The following is a 21683-nucleotide window of genomic DNA, read 5'->3' as shown; positions in this document are numbered from 1 at the left end:
GGCACCCCCTCCGTGTCCGGGTTAGGCGGGGATGCCGTAACGGTGTTCCGGGCGGCCTGTGCTTCCGTAGCGCAGTTGAATGTCGACGGCGCCATCGTCCGCGAGCGAGGACAGGTACCTTTGCGCCGTGGCCCGGGAGACGCCAACCCTTTCGGCCACCTCGGCTGCTGAATACTGTTCGCCGGGAAGCAAGGATTCCAGCACTGCGGCTTCCGTAGCTGAACGGGGCTTCGCTGACGGTGTGACATCGCCCGGAATCAGAGACCGTTTGGCGCGCTCAATGGTGATCTGGTCAACCGCTGTTTGCTGACCGAGAATGCGGCGATACCGTGCGTAGGATCTGAGCTGTTGAGACAAGGACTCGGCGGTGAAGGGTTTCAACATGTACCCCAGGGCACCGCGCCGCAGGGCAACTTTGATGGATTGGGCATCAGAGGCAGCCGTCAGCATCACCGCATCCACATCCAGCTGACCCAACAGGTCCAAGCCCGAGCCGTCCGGCAGATACACATCCAGCAGCACCAGATCGGGTCGCAGGCTATGGATGGCCTGCAGTGCTTGGGAAACGGAGCCCGCCGGCGCCAACGCCATGAAACCGGCCACGGAATCCACATAAGCTGCGTGGAGTCTTGCCACGTGGAAGTCGTCGTCCACAATCAGCACCCGCAAATCCTCAGCCATTGCTGTCCTCCCTCAACGTTGAGTCGGTCTTTACTCCGGTGGGTTCCACGGAATCCATGACGCCAGGGATAGTGGCCATGAACACGGCGCCCGGACCACCCCTGGTCCCGGGCTCCAGGACGCGGACGTCTCCGCCACGCCGCCGCGCAAGCTGCCGCACCAGCGCCAACCCCAAACCTTGTCCAGCCCCCGAGCGTACCGGTTGTTCCGACGTCGTAAATCCTTCCGCGAAAACCTCTTCCGGTTCCAGGCTCCCCAAACCATCGCCTGAATCGCCCACCACAATGTGCAGGGTCCCGCCGGTTGTGGTGGCGTCGTCCAGCAGCTCAACCTCCACCCAACGTTCCACTGAAGAGCCGTCGACGGCGGCGCTCACCGCGTTGTCGATCAGATTGCCGAGCACGGTGGTTACGTCCTGGGGATCGGCGACGTGGCCCCGGACCAGGGTTTCGGGGCCAATCCGTAGGGTCACTCCGCGCTCCGAGGATTCCACGCCCTTCGCGCCAACGAAAGCCTGAAGGTACGTGTCCTGGAGCAGCTCGGCTTGTTCAACCGGAAACTTCAGGGGCCCTGTGGCTGAGATTCTGGCCAGGTACTCCTTGGCGGCGTCGTGCTGGCCGATGCTCATGAACCCGGCAATGGTGTGGAGTTGGTTGGCGAATTCGTGGCGTTGGGCGCGGAGGGCCGTGGACATGGTGCCCACGGCGTCGAGTTGACGGGTGAGTTGCTGCAATTCCGTCCGGTCCCGCAGCATGACCACCCAACCGAGGTCCTCTTGCCGGTGCCAGGCTTTGCGCGCGCTGGCCACTACAACGCTTCCGCCGGCCACGATTTCCACGGCCTCGGCGTCACGGGCTGCAGGTTGGGTGAGCTGCTTGAGCTGTTGGGGAACGGCCGCCGAAGCCCAGTCCTGACCAGTCGCGTCGGGCATGTCCAATAGTCGTGCGGCGGCGGCGTTGAACACCGAGATACGTCCGTCCGCGGCGATGCCGATCACGCCATCATCCACACCTTGGAGCACCGCCACCTGGTCGTGGACCAGGGTGCTGATTTCCTCGGGTTCCAGGCCGAGCGTGAGACGCTGCAGCCTGCGCCGGAGCAGGAAGGACGCAAGGACGCCGGCAAGCAGGGCGCCACCGGCAGTGAGGGCAATCGGCACGATGTCGCGGGCCAGGCTGTTACTGAGGGATTCCACTGAATAGCCCACGCTGACCTCGCCCACAATGGTCTCAGAGCTCCCGGGCGCATACACCGGCACTTTGGCCCCGGCCGATGGTCCCAAGGTTCCTGTGTTGCGGGTGGTGATTTCTTCGCCGCCAAGGGCCACCGAGGGGTCGGTGCTGACGCGTTCGCCCAGCCGGGCGACTTCAGGATGTGCCAGCCTCAATCCGGTTTCATCAGTGATGACCACGAACAGTGCTCCGGTCCGGATCCGTACGGCTTCGGCCGCTGCTTGCAGGGTGCCGACGGCGAGCACGTCAGGGGGAGGCGTACCTTCTTCTTTACTGATGGCTTGGACGCCGGCCCTGATATCGGGATCCGCGGCGACTGTCCTGGCCAGGGTAAGCGCCTGATTCTCGGCTTCGGTGCCGATCCGTTCGTACACCAGCCAGGCGTGGACAGTCCCGCTGAGCAGGACAACCAGCAGGACCACTCCCAACTGGAGGAGGAGGGTTTGGGTGGAGAAACGCATGCTGACACGACTGTTGCGCGGCACCTTCGCTCCTTTCCTCCTGATCCATTGAATCACTGAGCACAATGCGCAAAACGTTCGCAACGAGCAGTATTCCCAACAATTCCCGGAAACCCCGGCCAGTGACGGGGGCCACCATATCGTCTGTAGTGCGCATCACACCGACGTGGCGCCATTCACAGTAGTAAGGAGCCGGCCGTGCTGGTTTTGCTTGGATTCGCAATGATTGCGGTATTCATGGTCCTGATCATGACCAAAAAACTGACGCCAGTCCTGGCGCTGATCATCGTCCCCACCGTCTTCGGCCTTTTCGCCGGGGCGGGCCTCGGCATCGGCGACATGGTCATGGACTCGATGAAGTCCATGACGTCCACGGCCGCACTCCTCATGTTCGCCATCATCTACTTCGGACTGATGATCGACGTCGGACTCTTCGACCCCCTGGTGAAGTTCATCCTCCGCAAGCTGGGTAACGACCCCGCCAAGGTTGTCCTCGGCACTGCCATCCTGGCAGCTGCGGTCTCCTTGGACGGCGACGGCTCCACCACCTTCATCCTCACTACTGCAGCCATGCTCCCGGTGTACCTGCGGCTCAAGATGAGCCCCGTGGTCCTCACCTGCGTCGCCGGCCTCGCCAACGGCACCATGAACATCCTGCCGTGGGGTGGCCCCACAGCCCGCGCAGCCACCGCGCTGCACCTTGACGTCAACGACGTCTTCGTTCCCATGGTCCCCTCACTCATTGTTGGCCTCATCGTGGTCCTGGTCTTCGCCTGGCTCCTCGGCCTGCAGGAACGCAACCGCCTCCGCACCACCGCTCCCGAGATCTGGGGCGACGTCGCCGATCCTTCCGACGCGTTCGACGGCGGCACAGGCCGCGGTGATTCCGTCGCCGCCGGTTCGGGCTCGGGCTCGGGCTCGGGCTTCGGCGCAGGCCGCTTCAACTTTGGCCGCAACGGCTCATCGTCAACTTCAGGCAAGCCGGGCGCCGGCGGAGGTTCCGGCGTCGCGGTTCTTGAAGATCCGGCCACGCTGGTTGACGATCACGACACCGCCATGGCTGATACAGCACTGGATCCCAACCGCACCACACTGCGCCCCAAGCTGTTCTGGTTCAACCTGGGCCTGACCGTGGCCGTCATGGTGGTCCTCGTGGCCAACATCGTTCCGCTGCCGTTCGTGTTCATGGTGGGCTCCGCAATCGCCCTGCTGGTCAACTTCCCTAAGGTCAAGGACCAAGGCGCCCAGTTGATCGCCCACGCACCGTCGATCGTGGCCGTGGTCAGCATGGTCATGGCCGCGGCAGTCCTCACCGGCGTCCTCAACGGCACCGGCATGGTCAAGGCAATGTCCGAGTGGCTCGTCCAGATCATTCCCGCCGAAATGGGCCCCTTCATGGCGGTCATCACCGGCCTGCTCAGCATCCCCATGACGTTCTTCATGAGCAACGACGCCTTCTACTTCGGGGTCCTGCCGGTTCTCTCCGAAACGGCCGCGCACTATGGCGTGGATGCAGTGGATATGGCCCGCGCCTCCATCACCGGGCAGCCGTTCCACCTGCAGAGCCCCCTGGTCCCGGCGATCCTCCTGCTGGTCTCCCTCGCTAAGGTCGATCTGGGCGATCACCACAAGAAGGTCCTCTGGCGCACGGCAGTCATCTCGGTTGTCATGCTGGCTGTAGGTGTCCTGACCGGAGCCATCGGCATCGGCTAACTCGCCGCAGCTTCGGGTATCGAGTTCGCGGGTTCGCTACCAATTCGCCGTTCAGCAACGGCGTATTGTGCAGCGGACCCGCGACTTGGCGTTAAGCGATGCGACCATGTGCGCAGGACCGGGGCGAGATAGCCACTCAAGTGGTTCTCTTTTTGGCAGTGGGATCCAACGTGCATTCGCCGACCACTTTGATGAAGCTTGTCTCCTTGGATGGTGTGAACTGCACAAGAAGCCCTCTCGGGCTTCTGGCGTTGAGCTGGATGCCTGTGGTGTTTCCGCCCATGTTGTCGAAGATATTTCCAATGGTGTATCCCTTGGACTCCAAATGGGCCTTCATTTGTTCCAAGGCAGCCCGGGGGGCACTAACAGGGCCGCCCTCGATCTGTGTCTGATAGGCGCGCCCATCGTCCCTGGCACGAACTGAGCACGGGGGAGGGAAATAGCCTGCCGTATCCTGACGGTCCCAGTTGGGCCAATCTGCCCCTGAGTGCTGCACCGTGTCATCTATGGCATCCATAAAGTCCGTAAACACCGCCTCGGCGCTCCGCTCTCCGGGTCCAGGCTCGCCGTGCTGACCATCATTCGCTGAGTTCATGCCGCATCCTGGCAACACCAAGCACCCCAGCATTATCGATACCAACCACACCTTGCGATTGGGTTTTGTTTTGGTCATTTGCGCAGTTCCTCTCGGAGTTCTTCCGGGGTGAGATCACGTTCGATCGAGGACCCTTTGGGGAAGTCCGTGCCTCCGAATCCGGGCTCTCCTCGCCGCGGAGCGGGATCAGTTCCTTGATCAGATCACCGCACCCGGTGGAGGTCAGGGCGATGTTCCGCGCTGACTCGGTGAAGGAGTGAACCTGAGGGGGCAAACGTGACGGAGAATCAAAAAATCGGGGCATCACTCCGTCGTCTGACCGGCACACCCAACCCAAGTAGACTGGTTCGGAAAACCATTTGAACTTTGCAGGGGAGATCCATGGCTGCGATCAACCGTGACGACGTCGCGCATCTTGCGCGTCTGGCTCACATTGAAATGAGTGCCGAAGAACTGGACAGGATGGCTGTTGAGCTTGCTGTCATCGTGGATTCGGTGAAGAGCGTGAGTGAAGCTGCGGGGGAGGACGTCCCGGCGACGTCGCACCCGATTCCGTTGACCAACGTGTTCCGTGAGGACGTTGTGGGCCACACGTTCACAGCTGAGCAGGCGCTGTCCGGCGCTCCGGATGCTTTCGAGAACCGTTTCAAGGTCCCGGCAATTTTGGATGAGGACTAATTACTATGACTGAGCTGCAGAACGAACTCATCCGCCATTCCGCTGCTGATCTCGCTGCCAAGCTGGCTGCCCGCGAGGTGACCGCCGTCGAGGTGACACAGGCGCACCTTGACCGCATTGCCGACGTCGATGGTCAGGTTAATGCCTTCCTGCACGTCAACAGCGAAGAAGCCTTGGCTGTTGCGGCCGAGGTTGATGCTGCCCGTGCCGCCGGCGGTTCCGCTGCTGAGGAGCTGCATGCCCTCGCTGGTGTGCCGATCGCCGTGAAGGACTTGATCGTTACTATCGGCCAGCCGACGACGGCTGGTTCGAAGATCCTTGAGGGCTGGCACAGCCCCTATGACGCCACCGTGGTGAAGAAGCTGCGCGCGGCCAAGATGCCCATCCTGGGTAAGACCAACCTGGATGAGTTCGCCATGGGTTCCTCCACGGAGCACTCGGCATACGGTCCCACCCGCAACCCGTGGGACTTGGACCGTATTCCTGGCGGTTCGGGCGGTGGCTCCGCTGCCGCCGTCGCCGCCTTCGAAGCGCCGCTGGCGCTGGGCACGGACACCGGTGGTTCCATCAGGCAGCCGGGTGCTGTCACCGGAACCGTTGGTGTGAAGCCGACGTACGGCGCAGTTTCCCGTTACGGTGCCATTGCCATGGCTTCGTCGCTGGACCAGATTGGGCCGGTGTCCCGGACGGTGCTGGACTCGGCGTTGCTGCAGGAAGTCATCGGCGGCCACGACCCCTTCGACTCCACGTCGCTGACGGATCCGTTCAACAACCTTGTTGCCGCCGCACGCGTGGGCAATGTCGCGGGCATGAAGATCGGCATCATCAAGGAGCTTCACGGCGAGGGCTACCAGGCCGGCGTCGAGAACCGCTTCAATGAGTCCCTTCAGCTGCTGAAGGACGCCGGCGCTGAAATCGTCGAGGTGTCCTGCCCCAACCTGAAGTACGCCTTGGGTGCTTACTACCTGATCATGCCGTCCGAGGTGTCCAGCAACCTGGCCAAGTTCGACGGCGTCCGGTTCGGCATGCGCGTCCTGCCCAAGGACGGTCCCATGACCATTGAGCGCGTTATGGGTGCTACCCGTGCCGCGGGCTTCGGTGATGAGGTGAAGCGCCGCATCATCCTTGGCACGTACGCGTTGAGCGCTGGTTACTACGACGCTTACTACGGCTCGGCGCAGAAGGTCCGTACGCTGATCCAGCGTGACTTCGACGCCGCATTCGCGAAGGCTGATGTCCTGATCTCCCCGACGGCGCCCACCACGGCGTTCAAGCTGGGGGAGAAGCTCAACGATCCACTGGCCATGTACCTCAATGACGTCGCCACCATCCCGGCAAACCTTGCCGGCATCCCGGGTCTGTCCCTGCCGGGTGGCCTGGCCGACGAAGACGGCTTGCCCGTTGGCATCCAGTTGCTGGCTCCGGCCCGCCAGGATGCCCGCCTGTACCGCGTGGGCGCTGTCCTCGAATCCATCCTTGAAGAGAAGTGGGGCGGACCGATGCTTGCGCAGGCGCCGGATCTGAAAAATGCTGTCCTTGGTGCAGTATCCAACACCGCCGGAGGTTCCAACTAATGTCCGTCGACGCAACCCTGAGCTTCGAAGAGGCCATGGAGAAGTACGATCCCGTCCTGGGGTTCGAGGTCCACGTGGAGCTCAACACCAAGACCAAGATGTTCTCCTCGGCTCCCAACGTCTTCGGTGACGAGCCGAACACCAACGTCAACGAGGTTGACCTGGGCATGCCCGGCGTCCTGCCTGTAGTAAACAAGACCGCGGTGGAGTCCTCCATCAAGATTGGCCTTGCCCTCAACTGCAAGATTGCCGAGACCTGCCGCTTCGCCCGGAAGAACTACTTCTACCCGGACACCCCCAAGAACTTCCAGACCTCGCAGTACGACGAGCCGATCGCCTATGACGGTTACCTGGACATCGAGCTTGAGGACGGCACGGTCTTCCGCGTGGAGATCGAACGCGCCCACATGGAAGAGGACGCCGGCAAACTGACCCATATGGGTGGCGCCGCGGGCCGCATCCAGGGTGCCGACTACTCGTTGGTGGACTACAACCGTTCCGGTGTGCCGCTGGTGGAGATCGTTACCAAGCCGATCGAGGGCGCCGGCAGCCGTGCACCCGAGCTGGCCAAGGCCTACGTTGCCGCGGTCCGCGAGATCGTGAAAAACCTCGGCGTTTCCGATGCCAAGATGGAGCGTGGCAACGTCCGTTGCGACGCCAACGTTTCGTTGCGCCCGCATGGCCGGGAAAGGTTCGGGATCCGTTCGGAGACCAAGAACGTGAACTCGCTGCGCGCAGTAGAGCACGCCGTCCGTTACGAAATCCAGCGCCACGCAGCCGTCCTGGATTCGGGTGAACCGGTCATCCAAGAGACGCGCCACTGGCACGAGGACACCCGTTCGACGACGTCGGGCCGGCCCAAGTCCGACGCCGACGATTACCGCTACTTCCCGGAGCCGGACCTGGTTCCGGTGGTCGCCTCCCGTGAGTGGGTGGAGGAACTCCGCGCCACCCTTCCCGAGCCGCCGGCCGAGCGCCGCAAGCGCCTCAAGGAAGCTTGGGGATACTCTGATCTGGAATTCCGCGATGTGGTCAACGCTGGCGTCATGGACTCCATCGAGGAAACCATCGCAGCTGGTGCATCCGCAGATGTTGCCCGTAAGTGGTGGATGGGTGAGATCGTTGGCCGCGCCAAGGTTGCCGACGTCGATCCTTCCGAACTCGGCGTCACACCGCAGGTCATTGTTGAGCTGAACAAGCTGGTTGAAGACGGCAAGATCAACAACAAGATGGCAACCCAGGTCCTGGATGGCGTGCTCGCCGGCGAAGGTACTCCGGCTGAAATCGTTGAGAAGCGCGGCCTCGCGGTTGTTTCCGACGACGGTCCGCTCCTCGAAGCCATCGACGCCGCACTGGCAGCACAGCCGGATGTCGCCGAGAAGATCCGTGGCGGCAAGGTTCAGGCCATTGGCGCGATTGTTGGCGGCGTCATGAAGGCCACCCGTGGCCAGGCAGACGCAGGACGTGTCCGCGAGCTGATTCTGGAGAAGCTCGGCGTCCAGGGCTAAACGCCAGTTTCTTTCCCCTCAAAGTAGGTCGCAGTTATTACTGCGGCCTACTTTGCTTTGGGCGCACAATGGATGCATGGCCACTCTCAAACCAAGCCTTCGTCAGGGCCTTCTGGCCGCTGCGATCGCCGTCGCGTTGACCGGTGGCGGTGCCGCCGCTGTATGGGCGGGCACCCAACCCAGCCCTTCGCCGTCGAGCGCTTCCGCATCGCCCAGCCCGTCTGCGTCCGCCAAAGCAAAGTCCGCCGACGGCCGTGGGCGGGCGATCCATGGTGAGCATGTTGTGAAGCAGCAGGATGGAAGCTACCGGACTGTTCTCACTCAGACTGGAACTCTTGAGTCCGTTAGCGAAACCGAGATGACCGTGAAGAGCGAAGACGGCTTTACCCAGCGCTACGCGATCAATGCAGAGACCAGCATCGCGAAAGTCCCTGCCAACCTGTCGGAGCTCCGGAACGGCAAAGGCAAGCCGTCATTGCCGTCAGCGACAACTGCTGATCTCAAGGCCGGTGACACAGTGCGGGTCAGTGGCACCAAGAACGGCGACACCGTGACGGCGACGAAGGTGGTGTCCGGGGAACTGCCGGCCGGTGTCAAGGGCCACGGGCATAAGCGCGGGCACGGCCCTCAGTAGTACGCCGGCCTTCAGTAATACCTAGAGGGCCACTGTCCTGAATCCCAGGTTTCCGCTGGCTGAGTCCGGCGTGTTGGAGCTGCGGGCTGCCAGCCGGTATCGGTTGCAGTAGGAGTCGTGGCAAAGGTATGAGCCGCCCCGCATGACCCGCCCGCGTCCGATGGTGGGGCCTTGTGGGTCTTCCACGGTGCCTTGGGTCAGGCATGTCTTGTAGTACTTGGGCAGGAACCAGTCGCTGCACCACTCCCAGACGTTCCCGCTGGTTTGGTACAGCCCGTAGCCGTTGGGGCGAAAGGACATGGCCGGTGCTGTGGTGAGGTAGCCGTCGTCCACCGTGTTGCGGGAAGGGAATTCGCCTTGCCAAATGTTGCAGTTGTGGGCGGCGGCGCCTGGCTGGTCGTTGTGCAGGTCGTTGCCCCAGGGGTAGCGCTGCCCGGACAACCCGCCGCGGGCGGCGTATTCCCATTCGGCTTCCGTGGGCAAACGGCGGCCAGCCCAAGCGCAGTATGCCAAAGCGTCGTTGTACGACACGTGGGTGACCGGATGATCCGGTATGTCCGTCCAGTGGGAGACGGCCCCGGCCGGGTGCGCCCAATCCGCTCCACGGACGTTTAGCCACCACGGGACGTTGTTGACCCGGTTGAGGATCTGGTTCTGTTCCGCCTTGACCGCCAGATGGAACACCGCTGATGTTCCGTAAATTTCCGACTCGGTCCGGTGCCCGGTGGCATCAACGAACTCCGCAAACTGCTGATTCGTCACGGTGGTGGCACTGATCCTGAAGCCGCTGACCCGCACCTCGTGCACTGGTGACTCGCCGTCACCCTCGTAGCCCTCGTCGAAGGGATCACCCATGAAGAAGGTTCCGGCGGGAATCAAGACGTCGCCGCGTTCGATGCCTGCTTCCTGCTTCGTCCCGGAAGACTCGGCCCTCGCGGAAAGTTCGACGGCGGTACTCGCCTGACGATTTCCGCCCACCCCGCGTAGGGGGAGCGTCAGCCGCGGCTCCTCGTGCGCCCTGGCATCGGCGCCCGGGCTACAGCAATCTGCCATGTCAACCTTCTGTCAAAGTTCCAACCGCTTGTACTTTATCGGCGTACGGTTGCCCGTCAAAGGCGCCCCCATACTCGCCCGGCGCACCTCGTTCCGCCGTGCGCACCACTCGCACCCCGGCGGCGCACCTCTTTCCGCCGTGCGCACCCGTTCTTACGGGGGCGGTGGGCGGGAGCGGGTGCGGGGGCCTCACGGTGCTTCCCTCGACACCGTGCGCACCCGTTTCCGCCGTGCGCACCATTCGTACCCCGGCGGCGCACCTCTTTCCGCCGTGCGCACCCGCTGTTACGGGGGCGGTGGGCGGGAGCGGGTGCGAGGGCCTAACAGTAAATCCCGCGACACCGTGCGCACCCGTTTCCGCCGTGCGCACCATTCGTACCCCGGCGGCGCACCTCTTTCCGCCGTGCGCACCCGTTGCCCGCCGTGCGCACCAGTCGTACCCCGGCGGCGCACCTCTTGCCCCCGGGCGCACCCGCTGCTACGGGTGCGATGCGCGGAAACGGGTGCGGCGGCCTCACAGTAAATCCCGCGACACCTTGCTCACCCGCTGCTACGGGGGCGGTGGGCGGGAACGGGTGCGATGCGCGGGAGCGGGTGCGGGCAGCAAGCAGGGAGGCACCCAACGGACCTCGGCTGTTCCGAGACCAGCGCACCTAATAGTGATGAAAAGTGATTTCTTTGATCAGTTTCGATCATGATCTTGCAAAAAGAGATCCCTGTCACTTATGGTTTGTTAAACGGTTAACGAGCGTGGCCTGAATCACATCATGGCTCAGGCTCCGCACTTGAGGAGACAGTATGAACTCGACGACGGAACAGGCTCCGGCATTGCCCGAGGCTCGCCGAGTCCCGGGACCGCCAGGTGGAAACGCCTCCGGATCCGGTCCGAAGAAGCGGAAGAGAAACAAGGTCCCGCAGCAGAGTTTCCGATCCCGTTTGCGACGGGACAAGCAGATGCTGCTCATGATGCTGCCCGGTGTGGCCTTCCTGTTGCTCTTCTTCTACATTCCCATCCTGGGCAACGTCATCGCGTTCCAGGACTACCAGCCCTACCTCGGCATCGGAGACAGCCTGTGGGTTGGTTGGCAGAACTTTGTGGACTTGTTCGGAAATCCGGACTTCATTCACGCTTTCTGGAACACGCTCTATCTGGCGGCCTGGCAGCTGGTGTTCCTCTTCCCGGTGCCACTGGTGCTGGCCCTGATTGTGGATTCACTCGTCAGCACCCGCGTCCGGCGGATCTTCCAGAGCATCGCCTACCTGCCGCACTTCCTGTCCTGGGTCTTGGTGATCGCCTTCTTCCAGCAGATGCTGGGCGGCGCAGGATTCGTCAACAACCTTCTCCGGGACTTGGGGATGGACCCCATTCCCTTCATGACCAACCCGGAAACATTCCCGGTCATGGTGGTGGTCCAGATGATCTGGAAGGACGCCGGTTGGGCCATGATCATCTTCCTGGCGGCCCTCGCCAGCATCGATGCCTCGCTCTATGAAGCCGCCGCGGCCGATGGAGCCGGGCGCTGGCGCAGAATGTGGCACATCACCCTCCCCGGGCTGCGTCCCGTGATCGTCCTGCTCCTGATCCTGCGCATCGGCGACATTCTCTCGGTGGGCTTTGAGCAGTTCATCCTGCAGCGCGACGCCGTTGGAGCCGGAGCTGCGGAAGTCCTGGACACCTTCACCTACTACACCGGCGTAGTGGGAGGCGGCTGGAGCTCAGGCGCGGCAGCAGGCCTAGCCAAGGGCGTGGTCAGCGCCTTGTTGATCTACGGCGCCAACAAACTTGCCCACCGCTTCGGCGAAGACGGAATCTTCGCAAAACAAGTGCGCTGAAAGCCACGCTGACCCGCGCGCTGCCGCACAAGGAGAACCCCATGGCAACAACACTTTTCACCAAGAAACCCCGGGAGCTTAGCTACAACCCCAAGCGCCCGGTGTGGAAGGAAAAGCCTTCCGCCCTGTATCAAACGGTCAAAGCGGTAGTCCTGATCGTTTTCAGCCTGTCCATCCTCACACCCATCCTTCTGGTGGTATCGACGTCCCTCGCTGACACCGAACAGCTGGTGAAAGCCGGCGGCTTCGTCCTCTGGCCGGAGCGACCCACCTTGGAGGCCTACGCCACCATCTTCAAGGGCCCCATGGTCCTGCAGTCGCTGGGGGTCAGCATGCTGGTCACTGCAGTGGGCACCATCCTGGCGTTGTTCGTGACCATCACCATGGCCTACGCCACCAGCCGCACGGTCCTGTTTGGCCGGCCGGTGATCCTCGCAGTCCTGTTCACGCTCCTGTTTGCACCAGGCCTGATCCCGTCCTTCCTCATGATCCGCCAACTCGGTCTGCTGGACTCCCTGTGGTCGCTGATCCTTCCCGGGATCTTCGGAGCCTTCAACTTTGTGGTGATGCGATCGTTCTTCATGAACATCCCGGGCGAACTGATCGAAAGTGCCAGAATCGACGGCGCCAACGACTGGCAAATCCTGTGGCGCATCGTGATGCCGTTGTCCAAAGCCGTGATCGCCGTCGTCGGGCTCTTCTACGCCGTGGGTTTCTGGAACTCGTTCTTCAACGCCCTGCTCTACATCAACGATCACAGCAAGTGGCCCATCCAGTTGCTTCTCCGCAACTTCGTGGTCCAGGGCAGTGGGGCAGCGGACCAGCTGGGTATCACCACCACACCGCCGCCGCAGTCCATCCAAATGGCAGTGGTGGTTGTAGCGCTGGTCCCCATCCTGATGGTCTACCCGTTCCTCCAAAAGCACTTTGCCAAGGGCGTCATCACCGGCGCCGTGAAGGGCTGACCGCACCCGCGGCACCTGACAAGCACTAAAAACCACACCATGAAGCAAGTAACCAGAAAGGGTTATGCCATGACGAGCACTACCTCACAGGCTGGATTCAGCCGCCGCGGTTTCCTTGGCCTCGCAGGCCTGGCCGTGACCGCCGCCGGCTTGTCCGCCTGCGGTGGTGGCGGAGCCGCAAGTAACGGAGGCGCCGCTGCCTCCGCTTCGGTCAAACTGCCCACGTATAAGGAATTTACCGGCGTCACCCCGGACATCGCGGGTAACGCCAAGGGCCTCCAGGCCGGATACTTCAAACTGCCCACCGCTGTGCAGTCCGTGAAGTCGCCGCCGCTCAAGGGCAAAGTGACCGGCCTGACCGAAACCTTCGACACCATGAGTCCGGGCCTGAAGGACAACCCCTTCTGGCAGCGGCTCAACGCCAAGCTCGGCGGCGACCTGGAACTGCAGATCGCAGAAGACATCGGAGACGGCTACCCGGCCAAATTCGCCACTGTCCTTGCCAGCAACGATCTTCCGGACATGATGTGGGTTCCGCCGAACCAGGGCATCCCCAACGTCGGCCCCATGCTTGAGGCCAAGTTCCAGGACCTGACGCCGTACCTCTCCGGCGACGCTGTCCTTGAGTACCCCAACCTGGCTGCACTGAAGCCCGATTCCTGGAAGACCGCCGTCGTCAACGGCAAAATCTGGGGAGCCCCCATCCCGAGTACCCCGTTCGGGCAGGTATATCTTGGCAACCACGATATGTGGGCCAAGGTAGGAGGCTTCGAAGCATCCAGCGCTGACGAATTCCTGGACAAAGCCAAGGAGCTGACCCGCCCCGGCGATCAGCAGTACGCGCTTGAACCGGCCTACATCAACGCCCTCCACATGGTCACGGAATGGTTTGGCGCCCCTAACAGCTGGGCCGTCAACAAGGACCGCACCCTCACCCACCTCTACGAAACCGATGAATACCTGGCCGGCGTGGAGTTCACCGCCAAGATGTTCGCGGCCGGGGTCTTCTACCCGGACTCCAAGGCCACGGACATCCGCTCGCGCGTCGCCAACGGCAGTGTGGCAGCTCAAGTTGTCTCCGGGCCCCATGACATCCGGAGTTACCGCAGCCTCAACAAGGACATCCAGTTCGACATCCTCGTTCCGTTCAGCGCAGACGGCAAGGTGAAACCCGTCTACGACATGGGCTACGGAACCGTGGGCTTCACGCCGTTCAAGAAGGCCGAAGAGGGCAAGATCCGCGAACTGCTCGCGCTCATCAACTACCTGTCAGCCCCGTTCGGCACCGTGGAATACATGCAGAAGAACTTCGGTGAACTCGGCCAGGACTACACCATTGACGGCTCCGGCAACCCGGCGCGCACCGACACGGGAACCACCAACGCTCCCGGCCTCGTCTCAGCCTTGAACATCATGTCCAGCCCGGAGAACGTGATCTTCAACCCAGGTTTCGACGACGACACCCGCTACGTCAGCCAGCAGGAAGAAAAACTGCTCGAGTTTGCGTGGCGCAACCCCACCAATGGTTCCTACTCGGACACCAACGCCAAGGTCGGCGCCAAGATCACCAAGCAGCTTCGCGACAAGGTGGTGGACATCATTACCGGGCGCGCCAAGATCGACGAACTCAAGGACGCCGTCAAACGCTGGAAGAGCGAAGGCGGCGACAAGATGCGCGATGAGTACCAGGCCGCGTTGGACCCCAACGTGCCGGTATTCAGGAGCTAGCCTCAAACCAACAACCACGCAACGCAAACGTACAAAGCAAGCACCAGCAGGGGGAACCATGGCAAAAGCGAGCAGCACCGGGGTCAGACCAACCATTCGCATGGTGGCCGAACTGGCGGGCGTCTCCACGGCCACGGTTTCCTACGTTTTATCAGGCCGCCGCGGCGATGGCGGTCCGGGGGTATCGGATCCGACGGCGGAAAAGGTCAAGGCCGCTGCGGAGCGGCTCGGCTACCGCCCCAACCAGGCGGCCCGGGCCATCCGCACGGGCCGTACCAACACGGTGATCCTCTCGCTGACCATGCTGTCCGATCCCTGGTCCCTGTCCGTCATCGAGTCGGTGCAGAAGGCGGCGGTTCCGCGGGGGATCACGCCGATGATCCTGGGCGACGCCGACTGGGTGAAGGTGCTTGGCACACACAATGCGGACGCTGTGTTTGTTGACGCCGTCCGTGAAGAGCAGCGGGACGCGCTGCGGAAACTTGCCGAGCACGGAACCAGCCTGGTGGTTTTTGACGAGGTGCTGGAAGCGGAAGGCTTCGACGTCATCCGTTCCATTGCCGGACCTGGCTGCCGGATGGCCGTGGAGCACCTGCTCCACGGCCATCGCAGGATTGCTTGCTTGACTCCGGCAACGGTGGCAGGAACGTCCGGCGGCACCAGGTACAGGGCGTACTCCGATGCCCTCGCAGACGCCGGCATCCCGGAACGTGAGGACTACGTGGGCTTGTTCGATGGCACCAGTGCGGGGGCGTACGCCGCGGCAACCCGGTTGCTCAGCATGCCGGAGCGTCCCACCGCCATCTACGCCACCACGGATTACGCAGCGGTCAGCGCCATCAATGCCGCCCAGCGCCTGGGCCTGGCTGTGGGTACGGATGTGGACATCATCGGTGTGGGCAACACGGTGGAGGGTGAGCGGATGTCTCCCTCTCTCAGCACTGTTGGTCCCGTGGACTTCTTCGACAAACTTGCGCGGTTGCTCCTCCGGCGGGCAACCGCACAGTCCAGCCCGGACGCGCCAAAGGACCCTGGCGTCCTTGATTTCCCCTGGCACTTGTTCGTGCGCGAATCGGCGCCGCACCGCAGCGCCGCAACCAGACTTTATTAAGAACAGCAGAAGGATATTGCACACCATGGAAAAGGATTTGAAGGTCGGGATCGTAGGTTTCGGCCTGCGGTCGGGGCTGTGGAAGCACGCCCACAAGCCGGGCCAAGGCTCGGAGGTCACCATTGTCTGTGACCTGAGTGAACGTGGACGGGCGGACGCCGCTGAACGCATCCCGTCCGCGCGCGTCACCGGGGACCTGGAGGAACTGTTGAGCAGCGGGATTGACGCAGTCCTGGTCCTGACCCCCGATAACCAGCACGCCGCCGTCGCCGTTCGAACGCTCAAGGCGGGCATCCCCACCTTCTGCGAGAAGCCCCTGGACATCACCATTGAGGCCGCGGACCGGATTCTGACGACGGCCTACGAAAGCGGAACACGCCTGTACGTTGGCCACAACATGCGGCACATGCCGGTTGTAGTACAGATGCGCCAACTCATCGAAGACGGCAGGATCGGCGAGGTCAAGGCAGTCTGGTGCCGACACTTCGTAGGCCACGGCGGCGACTACTACTTCAAGGATTGGCACGCCCAGCGCGCCAACGTTACCTCGCTCCTGCTCCAGAAAGGTGCCCACGACATTGACGTGATCCACTGGCTTGCCGGTGGCTACACCAAGCGGGTTGCCGCCGTCGGCGATCTCGCCGTCTACGGCGACGTCGCAAACCGGAGCAACAACGCGGGCAAGCGCATGGGGGACTGGTTCTCCATGGATAACTGGCCGCCCACGGAGCAAAAGGACCTGGCAGAGGTGATCGATGTGGAGGACATCTCCATGATGAACATGGTGCTGGATAACGGTGTGCTCGCCTCTTACCAGCAGTGCCACTTCACGCCGGACTACTGGCGCAACTACACCGTCATCGGGACCAAGGGACGCATTGAGAACCTCGGCGACGGGCCGGGGGAGACCATCAACGTGTGGACCAGCCGGTCCTCGGGCTACGCGGCACCGGATGAGGTCATCACCATCCAGGACGGCGAAGGCGGCCATGGCGGCGCCGATCCGCGCTTGGTCGAGGAGTTCCTTCGCTTCGCGTCGGAGGGTGGCCGGACCCAGACCAGCCCGATTGCCGCGCGCCAAGCTGTGGTGGCGGGCATCCTGGCGGCGGAATCGTTACGCGGCGATGGCTCTGCCCGCGAGGTGCCGGAGCTCCCTGCCGAGCTGGTGGAGTACTTCGACGCAGGCCAGCCCGCCTTGGTCCGCGACTGACTGTTTGCGGGTCAGGCAGGTGAGGAAAGCTCGGTCATGACGGTTTGAAGTGACTCGCAAACCGTCATGACCGATTTCCGTTTGAGTGTCTCGGGCCGGGCAAGGATGTCGATCTTGCGCACTGAATTCACCCCTGACAGTGGACGCAGCACCACCCCGGCATCCAACACCCGGCGCGCGGTGAAGCGAGGCAGCAGCCCGATCGCGCCACCGGCCGAGACCAGCGCGGCGACGGTGGAGTAATCGTTGATGCGGTGCAGGACTTCGGCCGGGCGCCCGCTCACGGCAACGACGGCGGCCAACACGTCCGCGGGCGAGTAGCCATCGCGGCTGGTCACCCAGCTTTCATCCACGACGTCGGAAGGTTTCAGTTCGCGTCGGGCCGCCAAGGGGTGGTTCGCGGGGAGAGCGATATCCAAGGGCTCATCCGCGAGCGGAATCACGGCCACTTTGTCTTGGGGCCACTGTGGGCTGTTGTCCATCCGGTGCGCCAGAACCAAGTCGTAACGGGCAGCCAGCCCCGGGAAATCCTCCTGGGCCACATCTTCATCGGACAGCCGCAGGCGTGGCGACTTACCGCCGTCGGACGCTGTCCCGGACGCCAAATGCGCTGCCAACGGCGCAAACAGCGCCTGCCCCGCACTGTGGAAAGCGCTCACGCTCACCGGCGCGTCGGGAGCGTCATGATAGGCGCCGATAGCGGCGCGGGCATCTGCCATGGCATTCACGACGGCGGCACCCGCCTCCGCGAGGACACGGCCCGCGTCGGTGAGCACCAGGGCCCGGCCTTCTTTGCGCGTCAACGGCACGTCCACGGACTTCTGGAGCAGAGCCAGCTGTTGTGAAACTGCGGAGGGAGTCACCATCAGCGTCTCGGCGACAGCCTTGACACTTCCCAGGTCCCCAAGCTCACGAAGCATCTGCAACTGATGAATTTCCATTAGCAAATCCTAAATCGTTGATTGAGAAGAATCTAGTTGTGCTAAATCGTGAGCGGCGCTCTAATGGACTCAGCAGCAGCAGCGAAGCAGCCCCGGCAGTGAGGAATCCCATGAAGGCTCTCTACAAATCCGGACCCCACGCAGGGTTCGAACTCGTCGAACGTCCCGAGCCCGAAGCAGGCTCCGGAGACGTCAAGATCCGTGTGATGACCACCGGTATCTGCGGCACCGACCTCCACATTCAAAGCTGGGACGCCTGGGCGCAGGGCATCATCGAAACGCCACTGATCGCCGGCCACGAGTTCTATGGCGAAGTAGTGGAAATCGGCGAGGACGTCCGGGATGTCAAGGTAGGGGACAGGGTCTCCGGCGAAGGCCATGTAGTGTGCGGAATCTGCCGCAACTGCCGTGCCGGTCGCCGCCAGATGTGCATCCACACGGTGTCCGTTGGCGTGCAGCGCGATGGTGCGTTTGCCGAATACGTCGTCATCCCGGAAACCAACGTCTGGGTCCACCAGGACGAATCCGTCACCCCTGAGCTCGGCGCCATCTTCGATCCCTTCGGCAACGCCGTCCACACTGCCCTCAGCTTCCCGCTGGTTGGCGAGGACGTGCTCATCACCGGCGCCGGACCCATTGGCCTGATGGCCATCGCCGTCGCCCGTCACGCCGGTGCGCGAAAGATCGCCATCACCGACGTCTCGGCTCCGCGCTTGGAACTCGCCCGCCAGATGGGCGTGGACCTCGCCGTGGACGTCTCCAAAATGCGCGTCCGCGAAGCACAGCAGGAACTGGGCATGCGCGAAGGTTTCGACATCGGTCTGGAAATGTCGGGACACCCCACGGCCCTGCCTGAGATGATCGACAACATGAACCACGGCGGCCGCATCGCCATGCTCGGCCTTCCCAGCCAGTCCATCGACATCGACTGGGGCAAGGTGGTCACTCACATGCTCACCCTCAAGGGCATCTACGGCCGCGAAATGTTTGAGACCTGGTACGCCATGAGCGCCATGCTGTCCTCCAACCCCGTGCTGCACTGCAGCATCTCGGCAGTGGTCACGGACAAGCTTTCCGCAAAGGACTGGGAAAAGGGCTTCGAGATCGCCCGCAACGGCACCGGCGGCAAAGTGGTCCTCGACTGGACCGAACTGTAACTGGACCGAACTGTAACGCGACCCACGGCACCCGGACCCAACAAGACTTTAGGAGCACCCATGTATTCAGCCATCAAAGACCAGCTGCAGGGCGAACTGGACGAAATCCGCAGCGCCGGCCTCTTCAAGACCGAACGCCACATCGATTCCCCGCAGGCAAGCCACATCGCCGCGGGTCAGCTCGGCCAGCCGGCCAACAAGGTCCTGAACTTCTGCGCCAATAACTACCTTGGCCTTGCCGACCACCCGGACATCATTGCCGCTGCCAAGTCCGCCATGGACGAGCGCGGCTTCGGCATGGCGTCCGTGCGCTTCATCTGCGGCACCCAGGACCTCCACTTGGAGCTCGAGACCCGTGTCTCCGCATTCCTGGGAACCGAGGACACCATCCTGTTCTCCAGCTGCTTCGACGCCAACGGCGGCGTGTTCGAGTCCCTCTTCGGCCCCGAAGACGCCATCATCTCCGACTCGCTCAACCACGCATCCATCATTGATGGCATCCGCCTGAGCAAGGCCAAGCGCTTCCGCTACGCCAATCAGGACATGGCAGACCTTGAGGCCAAGCTGGTGGAGGCTGAGGGTTCCCGCCGGAAGATCATCGTCACCGATGGTGTCTTCTCCATGGATGGCTTCCTCGCGCCCCTCGAAGCGATCTGCGACCTCGCCGAAAAGCACGACGCCTTGGTCATGGTGGACGACTCCCATGCCGTCGGCTTCATGGGCCCCACCGGCGCCGGCACCCCCGAGCACGCTGGTGTGTCCGATCGCGTGGACATCTACACCGGCACCTTCGGCAAGGCCCTCGGCGGCGCCTCGGGCGGTTATGTTTCCGGCCGTGGCGAGATCGTGGCAATGCTCCGCCAGAAGGCCCGCCCCTACCTTTTCTCCAACTCCCTCGCCCCGGCCATCGTTGCCGCCACCATCAAGGCGATTGAGCTGGTGCAGGAATCCGGCGAACTCCGCACGCGCCTCTTCGAGAACGCGGCCCTGTTCCGCCGCCGCATGAGCGAGGAAGGCTTCGAACTCCTCGACGGCGAACACGCCATCATCCCCGTGATGTTCGGTGACGCGGTGGTCGCTGCCAAGGTGGCTGACGAGATGCTCAACAACGGCGTCTTCGTCACGGCCTTCAGCTTCCCGGTGGTGCCGAAGGGCGTGGCCCGGATCCGCGTGCAGCTCTCCGCTGCGCACAGCGCGGACGACGTCGAAGCCTGCGTTCAGGCGTTCGTCAAGAGTCGCGCCGCGGTCGCCTAAAACGCTCTCTCACGTCCCGCGTGTTTGGGCCGGTCGCTCTATCACGTCCCGCGTGTTTGGGCCGCACGCTCTATCACGTCCCGCGTGTTTGGACCGGACGCTCTATCACTTCCTTGTGGCAAGTGATAGAGCGTTCGGGGTTAAGGGCTGGGAGGTGATAGAGCGTTCGGGGTTAAGGCTGGGATGTGAGAGAGGGATGGGCTGAAGGGCTTGGGATGTGAGAGAGCATCCGGTCTGACAGGATGGAGCCATGGCTTCGAATTATGACGTGGTAATCGTTGGCGGCGGCATCGGGGGGCTCTCCTTGGCTGCGGCACTGGCAGGCAAGTGCACTGTTGCCTTGGTTGAGGCAGAGCAGTCCTTGGCGTTCCACACTTCCTCACGTTCGGCCCGGCAACTGATCCCCAGCTATGGTCCGGCGGTGGTTCAGGACCTGACTGTTCGGACGTTGGAGATGCTGGCGGAAAGGGATGCCCAAGCAGCGGAGCCGATCCTGACGCCCCGCGGTTTCATGCTGGTGGGTGACGAGGAGACCGTGCGCGCCGAGGCCAGTGGCAACATGCACTCCATCACTCACGACGAAGCGATGCTGCTCTGCCCTGCCCTCATCCCTGATTCCTTCACAGCCGCAGGGTTGGACAACGGCTCCTTCGGCTGCAACGCCCCTTTGCTGCTGGAGGAACACCGGAGGACTGCAGAAGCCGCTGGGGTGGACATCATCACCGGCGCCAAAGTGCACTCTGCCCAGCGGTTGGGGAGTGGCTGGCAGCTGGGCGCGGGCACCGAAGGTTTTCAGTCCGGCGTCGTGGTTAATGCGGCGGGTGCCTGGGCAGATGAGCTGGCCGTCATCAGTGGCGTGGAGAAGCTGGGGCTTCAGCCATACCGGCGGACCGCCGCGATCGTGAACGTCGAGAACCCGTTGACGCCGGAAACACCTATGGTGTGTGCAGCCGACGACTCGTTCTATTTCCGTGCCGAGGGCAATCAGGTCCTGATTTCACCGTCGGAAACCGTGCCCAGCGGCGCTGAGGATGCCAAGCCCTACCCGGGGGACGTAGAGGCATTGATCAACAGACTCAACACCGTAACGTCCATGGGCATCCGCTCCGTGGACCGTGCCTGGACCGGTCTCCGGACCGAAGCCGCGGACGGAATCCCGGTGGTGGGTTTCGACGCCGAAGCGCCCGGCTTCTTCTGGCTGGCAGGACAAGGTGGCTATGGTTTCCAGACGTCGTCAGCCATCGCGGAGCTGGCAGCGGCGCTGATCCTTGGCGAAGTAAGTGACGACAGTCCGGTATCCCGGACAGCGGAGCAGCTCGCGGCCGTCCGTTGGTCCATTCGGCGCTGAACAATAG

Annotated in this window: 18 protein-coding genes; 13 read left to right on the top strand and 5 right to left on the bottom strand. The window is 62.9% G+C overall.

The features are described from left to right. Window positions 1-21: 21 nt before the first annotated feature. Both ACIQH5_RS10260 and ACIQH5_RS10255 read right to left on the bottom strand, forming a co-directional pair. Window positions 22-681 (bottom strand): response regulator, encoded by a 660-nt coding sequence (locus tag ACIQH5_RS10260; protein ID WP_105694288.1) that lies wholly within the window; start codon window positions 679-681, stop codon window positions 22-24. Beyond that, the gene (locus ACIQH5_RS10255) at window positions 674-2374 is read right to left on the bottom strand and encodes an ATP-binding protein (protein ID WP_400403083.1); all 1701 of its coding nucleotides are present in this window, start codon (window positions 2372-2374) and stop codon (window positions 674-676) included. Before ACIQH5_RS10255 ends, ACIQH5_RS10260 begins: the two co-directional genes overlap by 8 nt. 198 nt (window positions 2375-2572) lie before the next feature. On the opposite strand from ACIQH5_RS10255, the gene ACIQH5_RS10250 reads away from it, so the two are divergent. After that, window positions 2573-4087: a CitMHS family transporter gene (locus ACIQH5_RS10250; protein WP_400402705.1), complete on the top strand. Its 1515-nt coding sequence runs from the start codon at window positions 2573-2575 to the stop codon at window positions 4085-4087. Window positions 4088-4223: 136 nt separating this feature from the next. Here ACIQH5_RS10250 and ACIQH5_RS10245 read toward each other — a convergent pair whose 3' ends face one another. Then, window positions 4224-4760: a hypothetical protein gene (locus tag ACIQH5_RS10245; RefSeq protein ID WP_400402703.1), complete on the bottom strand. Its 537-nt coding sequence runs from the start codon at window positions 4758-4760 to the stop codon at window positions 4224-4226. A 303-nt stretch (window positions 4761-5063) separates the two neighbouring features. Here ACIQH5_RS10245 and gatC point away from each other — a divergent pair, with 303 nt between their 5' ends. From gatC to ACIQH5_RS10225, 4 genes are all read left to right on the top strand, one after another. Next, window positions 5064-5360 carry an Asp-tRNA(Asn)/Glu-tRNA(Gln) amidotransferase subunit GatC gene (gene gatC, locus ACIQH5_RS10240; protein ID WP_062067300.1) on the top strand — a complete coding sequence of 99 codons (297 nt, stop codon included), beginning with the start codon at window positions 5064-5066 and terminating at the stop codon, window positions 5358-5360. Between the two features lie 5 nt (window positions 5361-5365). Beyond that, complete coding sequence (gene gatA / locus ACIQH5_RS10235; RefSeq protein WP_400402700.1) at window positions 5366-6934, top strand: Asp-tRNA(Asn)/Glu-tRNA(Gln) amidotransferase subunit GatA; 1569 nt, start codon at window positions 5366-5368, stop codon at window positions 6932-6934. Then, complete coding sequence (gene gatB / locus ACIQH5_RS10230) at window positions 6934-8442, top strand: Asp-tRNA(Asn)/Glu-tRNA(Gln) amidotransferase subunit GatB (protein WP_062067306.1); 1509 nt, start codon at window positions 6934-6936, stop codon at window positions 8440-8442. The genes gatA and gatB overlap by 1 nt, the downstream gene beginning before the upstream one ends. A 76-nt stretch (window positions 8443-8518) precedes the next feature. Then, on the top strand, window positions 8519-9076 hold the full coding sequence (locus tag ACIQH5_RS10225; RefSeq protein WP_400402697.1) for a hypothetical protein: 558 nt from the start codon (window positions 8519-8521) through the stop codon (window positions 9074-9076). A gap of 21 nt (window positions 9077-9097) precedes the next feature. Here ACIQH5_RS10225 and ACIQH5_RS10220 read toward each other — a convergent pair whose 3' ends face one another. Continuing rightward, on the bottom strand, window positions 9098-10129 hold the full coding sequence (locus tag ACIQH5_RS10220) for a formylglycine-generating enzyme family protein (protein ID WP_400402695.1): 1032 nt from the start codon (window positions 10127-10129) through the stop codon (window positions 9098-9100). Window positions 10130-10927: 798 nt separating this feature from the next. On the opposite strand from ACIQH5_RS10220, the gene ACIQH5_RS10215 reads away from it, so the two are divergent. The 5 genes from ACIQH5_RS10215 to ACIQH5_RS10195 all read left to right on the top strand — a co-directional run bounded on the left by ACIQH5_RS10215 (window position 10928) and on the right by ACIQH5_RS10195 (window position 16976). Beyond that, a complete protein-coding gene (locus tag ACIQH5_RS10215) occupies window positions 10928-11962 on the top strand; it encodes an ABC transporter permease (protein ID WP_400402693.1) in 1035 nt (344 codons plus the stop codon). 41 nt (window positions 11963-12003) lie between these two features. Next, a complete protein-coding gene (locus ACIQH5_RS10210) occupies window positions 12004-12927 on the top strand; it encodes a carbohydrate ABC transporter permease (RefSeq protein WP_400402690.1) in 924 nt (307 codons plus the stop codon). A 69-nt stretch (window positions 12928-12996) separates the two neighbouring features. After that, window positions 12997-14655, top strand: a complete 1659-nt coding sequence (locus ACIQH5_RS10205) for a sugar ABC transporter substrate-binding protein (protein WP_400402687.1) — start codon at window positions 12997-12999, stop codon at window positions 14653-14655. Between the two features lie 58 nt (window positions 14656-14713). Further along, window positions 14714-15766, top strand: a complete 1053-nt coding sequence (locus ACIQH5_RS10200) for a LacI family DNA-binding transcriptional regulator (RefSeq protein WP_400402685.1) — start codon at window positions 14714-14716, stop codon at window positions 15764-15766. Between the two features lie 16 nt (window positions 15767-15782). Then, window positions 15783-16976, top strand: coding sequence for a Gfo/Idh/MocA family protein (locus tag ACIQH5_RS10195; protein WP_400402683.1), 1194 nt, complete (start codon window positions 15783-15785; stop codon window positions 16974-16976). An 11-nt stretch (window positions 16977-16987) separates the two neighbouring features. On the opposite strand, the gene ACIQH5_RS10190 is transcribed toward ACIQH5_RS10195, so the two are convergent. Further along, window positions 16988-17917, bottom strand: a complete 930-nt coding sequence (locus tag ACIQH5_RS10190) for a LysR family transcriptional regulator (protein ID WP_400402681.1) — start codon at window positions 17915-17917, stop codon at window positions 16988-16990. A gap of 110 nt (window positions 17918-18027) precedes the next feature. Here ACIQH5_RS10190 and tdh point away from each other — a divergent pair, with 110 nt between their 5' ends. From tdh to ACIQH5_RS10175, 3 genes are all read left to right on the top strand, one after another. Next, a complete protein-coding gene (tdh, locus tag ACIQH5_RS10185; RefSeq protein WP_400402679.1) occupies window positions 18028-19074 on the top strand; it encodes an L-threonine 3-dehydrogenase in 1047 nt (348 codons plus the stop codon). Between the two features lie 60 nt (window positions 19075-19134). Further along, a complete protein-coding gene (locus ACIQH5_RS10180) occupies window positions 19135-20328 on the top strand; it encodes a glycine C-acetyltransferase (RefSeq protein ID WP_062067335.1) in 1194 nt (397 codons plus the stop codon). A gap of 250 nt (window positions 20329-20578) precedes the next feature. Then, the gene (locus tag ACIQH5_RS10175; RefSeq protein WP_400402676.1) at window positions 20579-21676 is read left to right on the top strand and encodes an NAD(P)/FAD-dependent oxidoreductase; all 1098 of its coding nucleotides are present in this window, start codon (window positions 20579-20581) and stop codon (window positions 21674-21676) included. The last annotated feature ends 7 nt before the right edge of the window (window positions 21677-21683 follow it).

This window comes from Paenarthrobacter sp. NPDC091711 (genome assembly GCF_044756605.1).
Lineage (GTDB): Bacteria > Actinomycetota > Actinomycetes > Actinomycetales > Micrococcaceae > Arthrobacter.
Note: the sequence above shows the minus strand (reverse complement) of the source record. Positions and strands in the feature narration are given on the sequence as shown.

Bases quoted from the DNA above. Each gene is read 5' to 3' on its own strand.
- ACIQH5_RS10260 (WP_105694288.1), bottom strand. From the start codon at position 681: ATGGCTGAGGATTTGCGGGTGCTGATTGTGGACGACGACTTCCACGTG.
- ACIQH5_RS10255 (WP_400403083.1), bottom strand. From the start codon at position 2,374: ATGCGTTTCTCCACCCAAACCCTCCTCCTCCAGTTGGGAGTGGTCCTG.
- ACIQH5_RS10245 (WP_400402703.1), bottom strand. From the start codon at position 4,760: ATGACCAAAACAAAACCCAATCGCAAGGTGTGGTTGGTATCGATAATG.
- gatC (WP_062067300.1), top strand. From the start codon at position 5,064: ATGGCTGCGATCAACCGTGACGACGTCGCGCATCTTGCGCGTCTGGCT.
- gatA (WP_400402700.1), top strand. From the start codon at position 5,366: ATGACTGAGCTGCAGAACGAACTCATCCGCCATTCCGCTGCTGATCTC.
- gatB (WP_062067306.1), top strand. From the start codon at position 6,934: ATGTCCGTCGACGCAACCCTGAGCTTCGAAGAGGCCATGGAGAAGTAC.
- ACIQH5_RS10225 (WP_400402697.1), top strand. From the start codon at position 8,519: ATGGCCACTCTCAAACCAAGCCTTCGTCAGGGCCTTCTGGCCGCTGCG.
- ACIQH5_RS10220 (WP_400402695.1), bottom strand. From the start codon at position 10,129: ATGGCAGATTGCTGTAGCCCGGGCGCCGATGCCAGGGCGCACGAGGAG.
- ACIQH5_RS10215 (WP_400402693.1), top strand. From the start codon at position 10,928: ATGAACTCGACGACGGAACAGGCTCCGGCATTGCCCGAGGCTCGCCGA.
- ACIQH5_RS10210 (WP_400402690.1), top strand. From the start codon at position 12,004: ATGGCAACAACACTTTTCACCAAGAAACCCCGGGAGCTTAGCTACAAC.
- ACIQH5_RS10205 (WP_400402687.1), top strand. From the start codon at position 12,997: ATGACGAGCACTACCTCACAGGCTGGATTCAGCCGCCGCGGTTTCCTT.
- ACIQH5_RS10200 (WP_400402685.1), top strand. From the start codon at position 14,714: ATGGCAAAAGCGAGCAGCACCGGGGTCAGACCAACCATTCGCATGGTG.
- ACIQH5_RS10190 (WP_400402681.1), bottom strand. From the start codon at position 17,917: ATGGAAATTCATCAGTTGCAGATGCTTCGTGAGCTTGGGGACCTGGGA.
- tdh (WP_400402679.1), top strand. From the start codon at position 18,028: ATGAAGGCTCTCTACAAATCCGGACCCCACGCAGGGTTCGAACTCGTC.
- ACIQH5_RS10180 (WP_062067335.1), top strand. From the start codon at position 19,135: ATGTATTCAGCCATCAAAGACCAGCTGCAGGGCGAACTGGACGAAATC.
- ACIQH5_RS10175 (WP_400402676.1), top strand. From the start codon at position 20,579: ATGGCTTCGAATTATGACGTGGTAATCGTTGGCGGCGGCATCGGGGGG.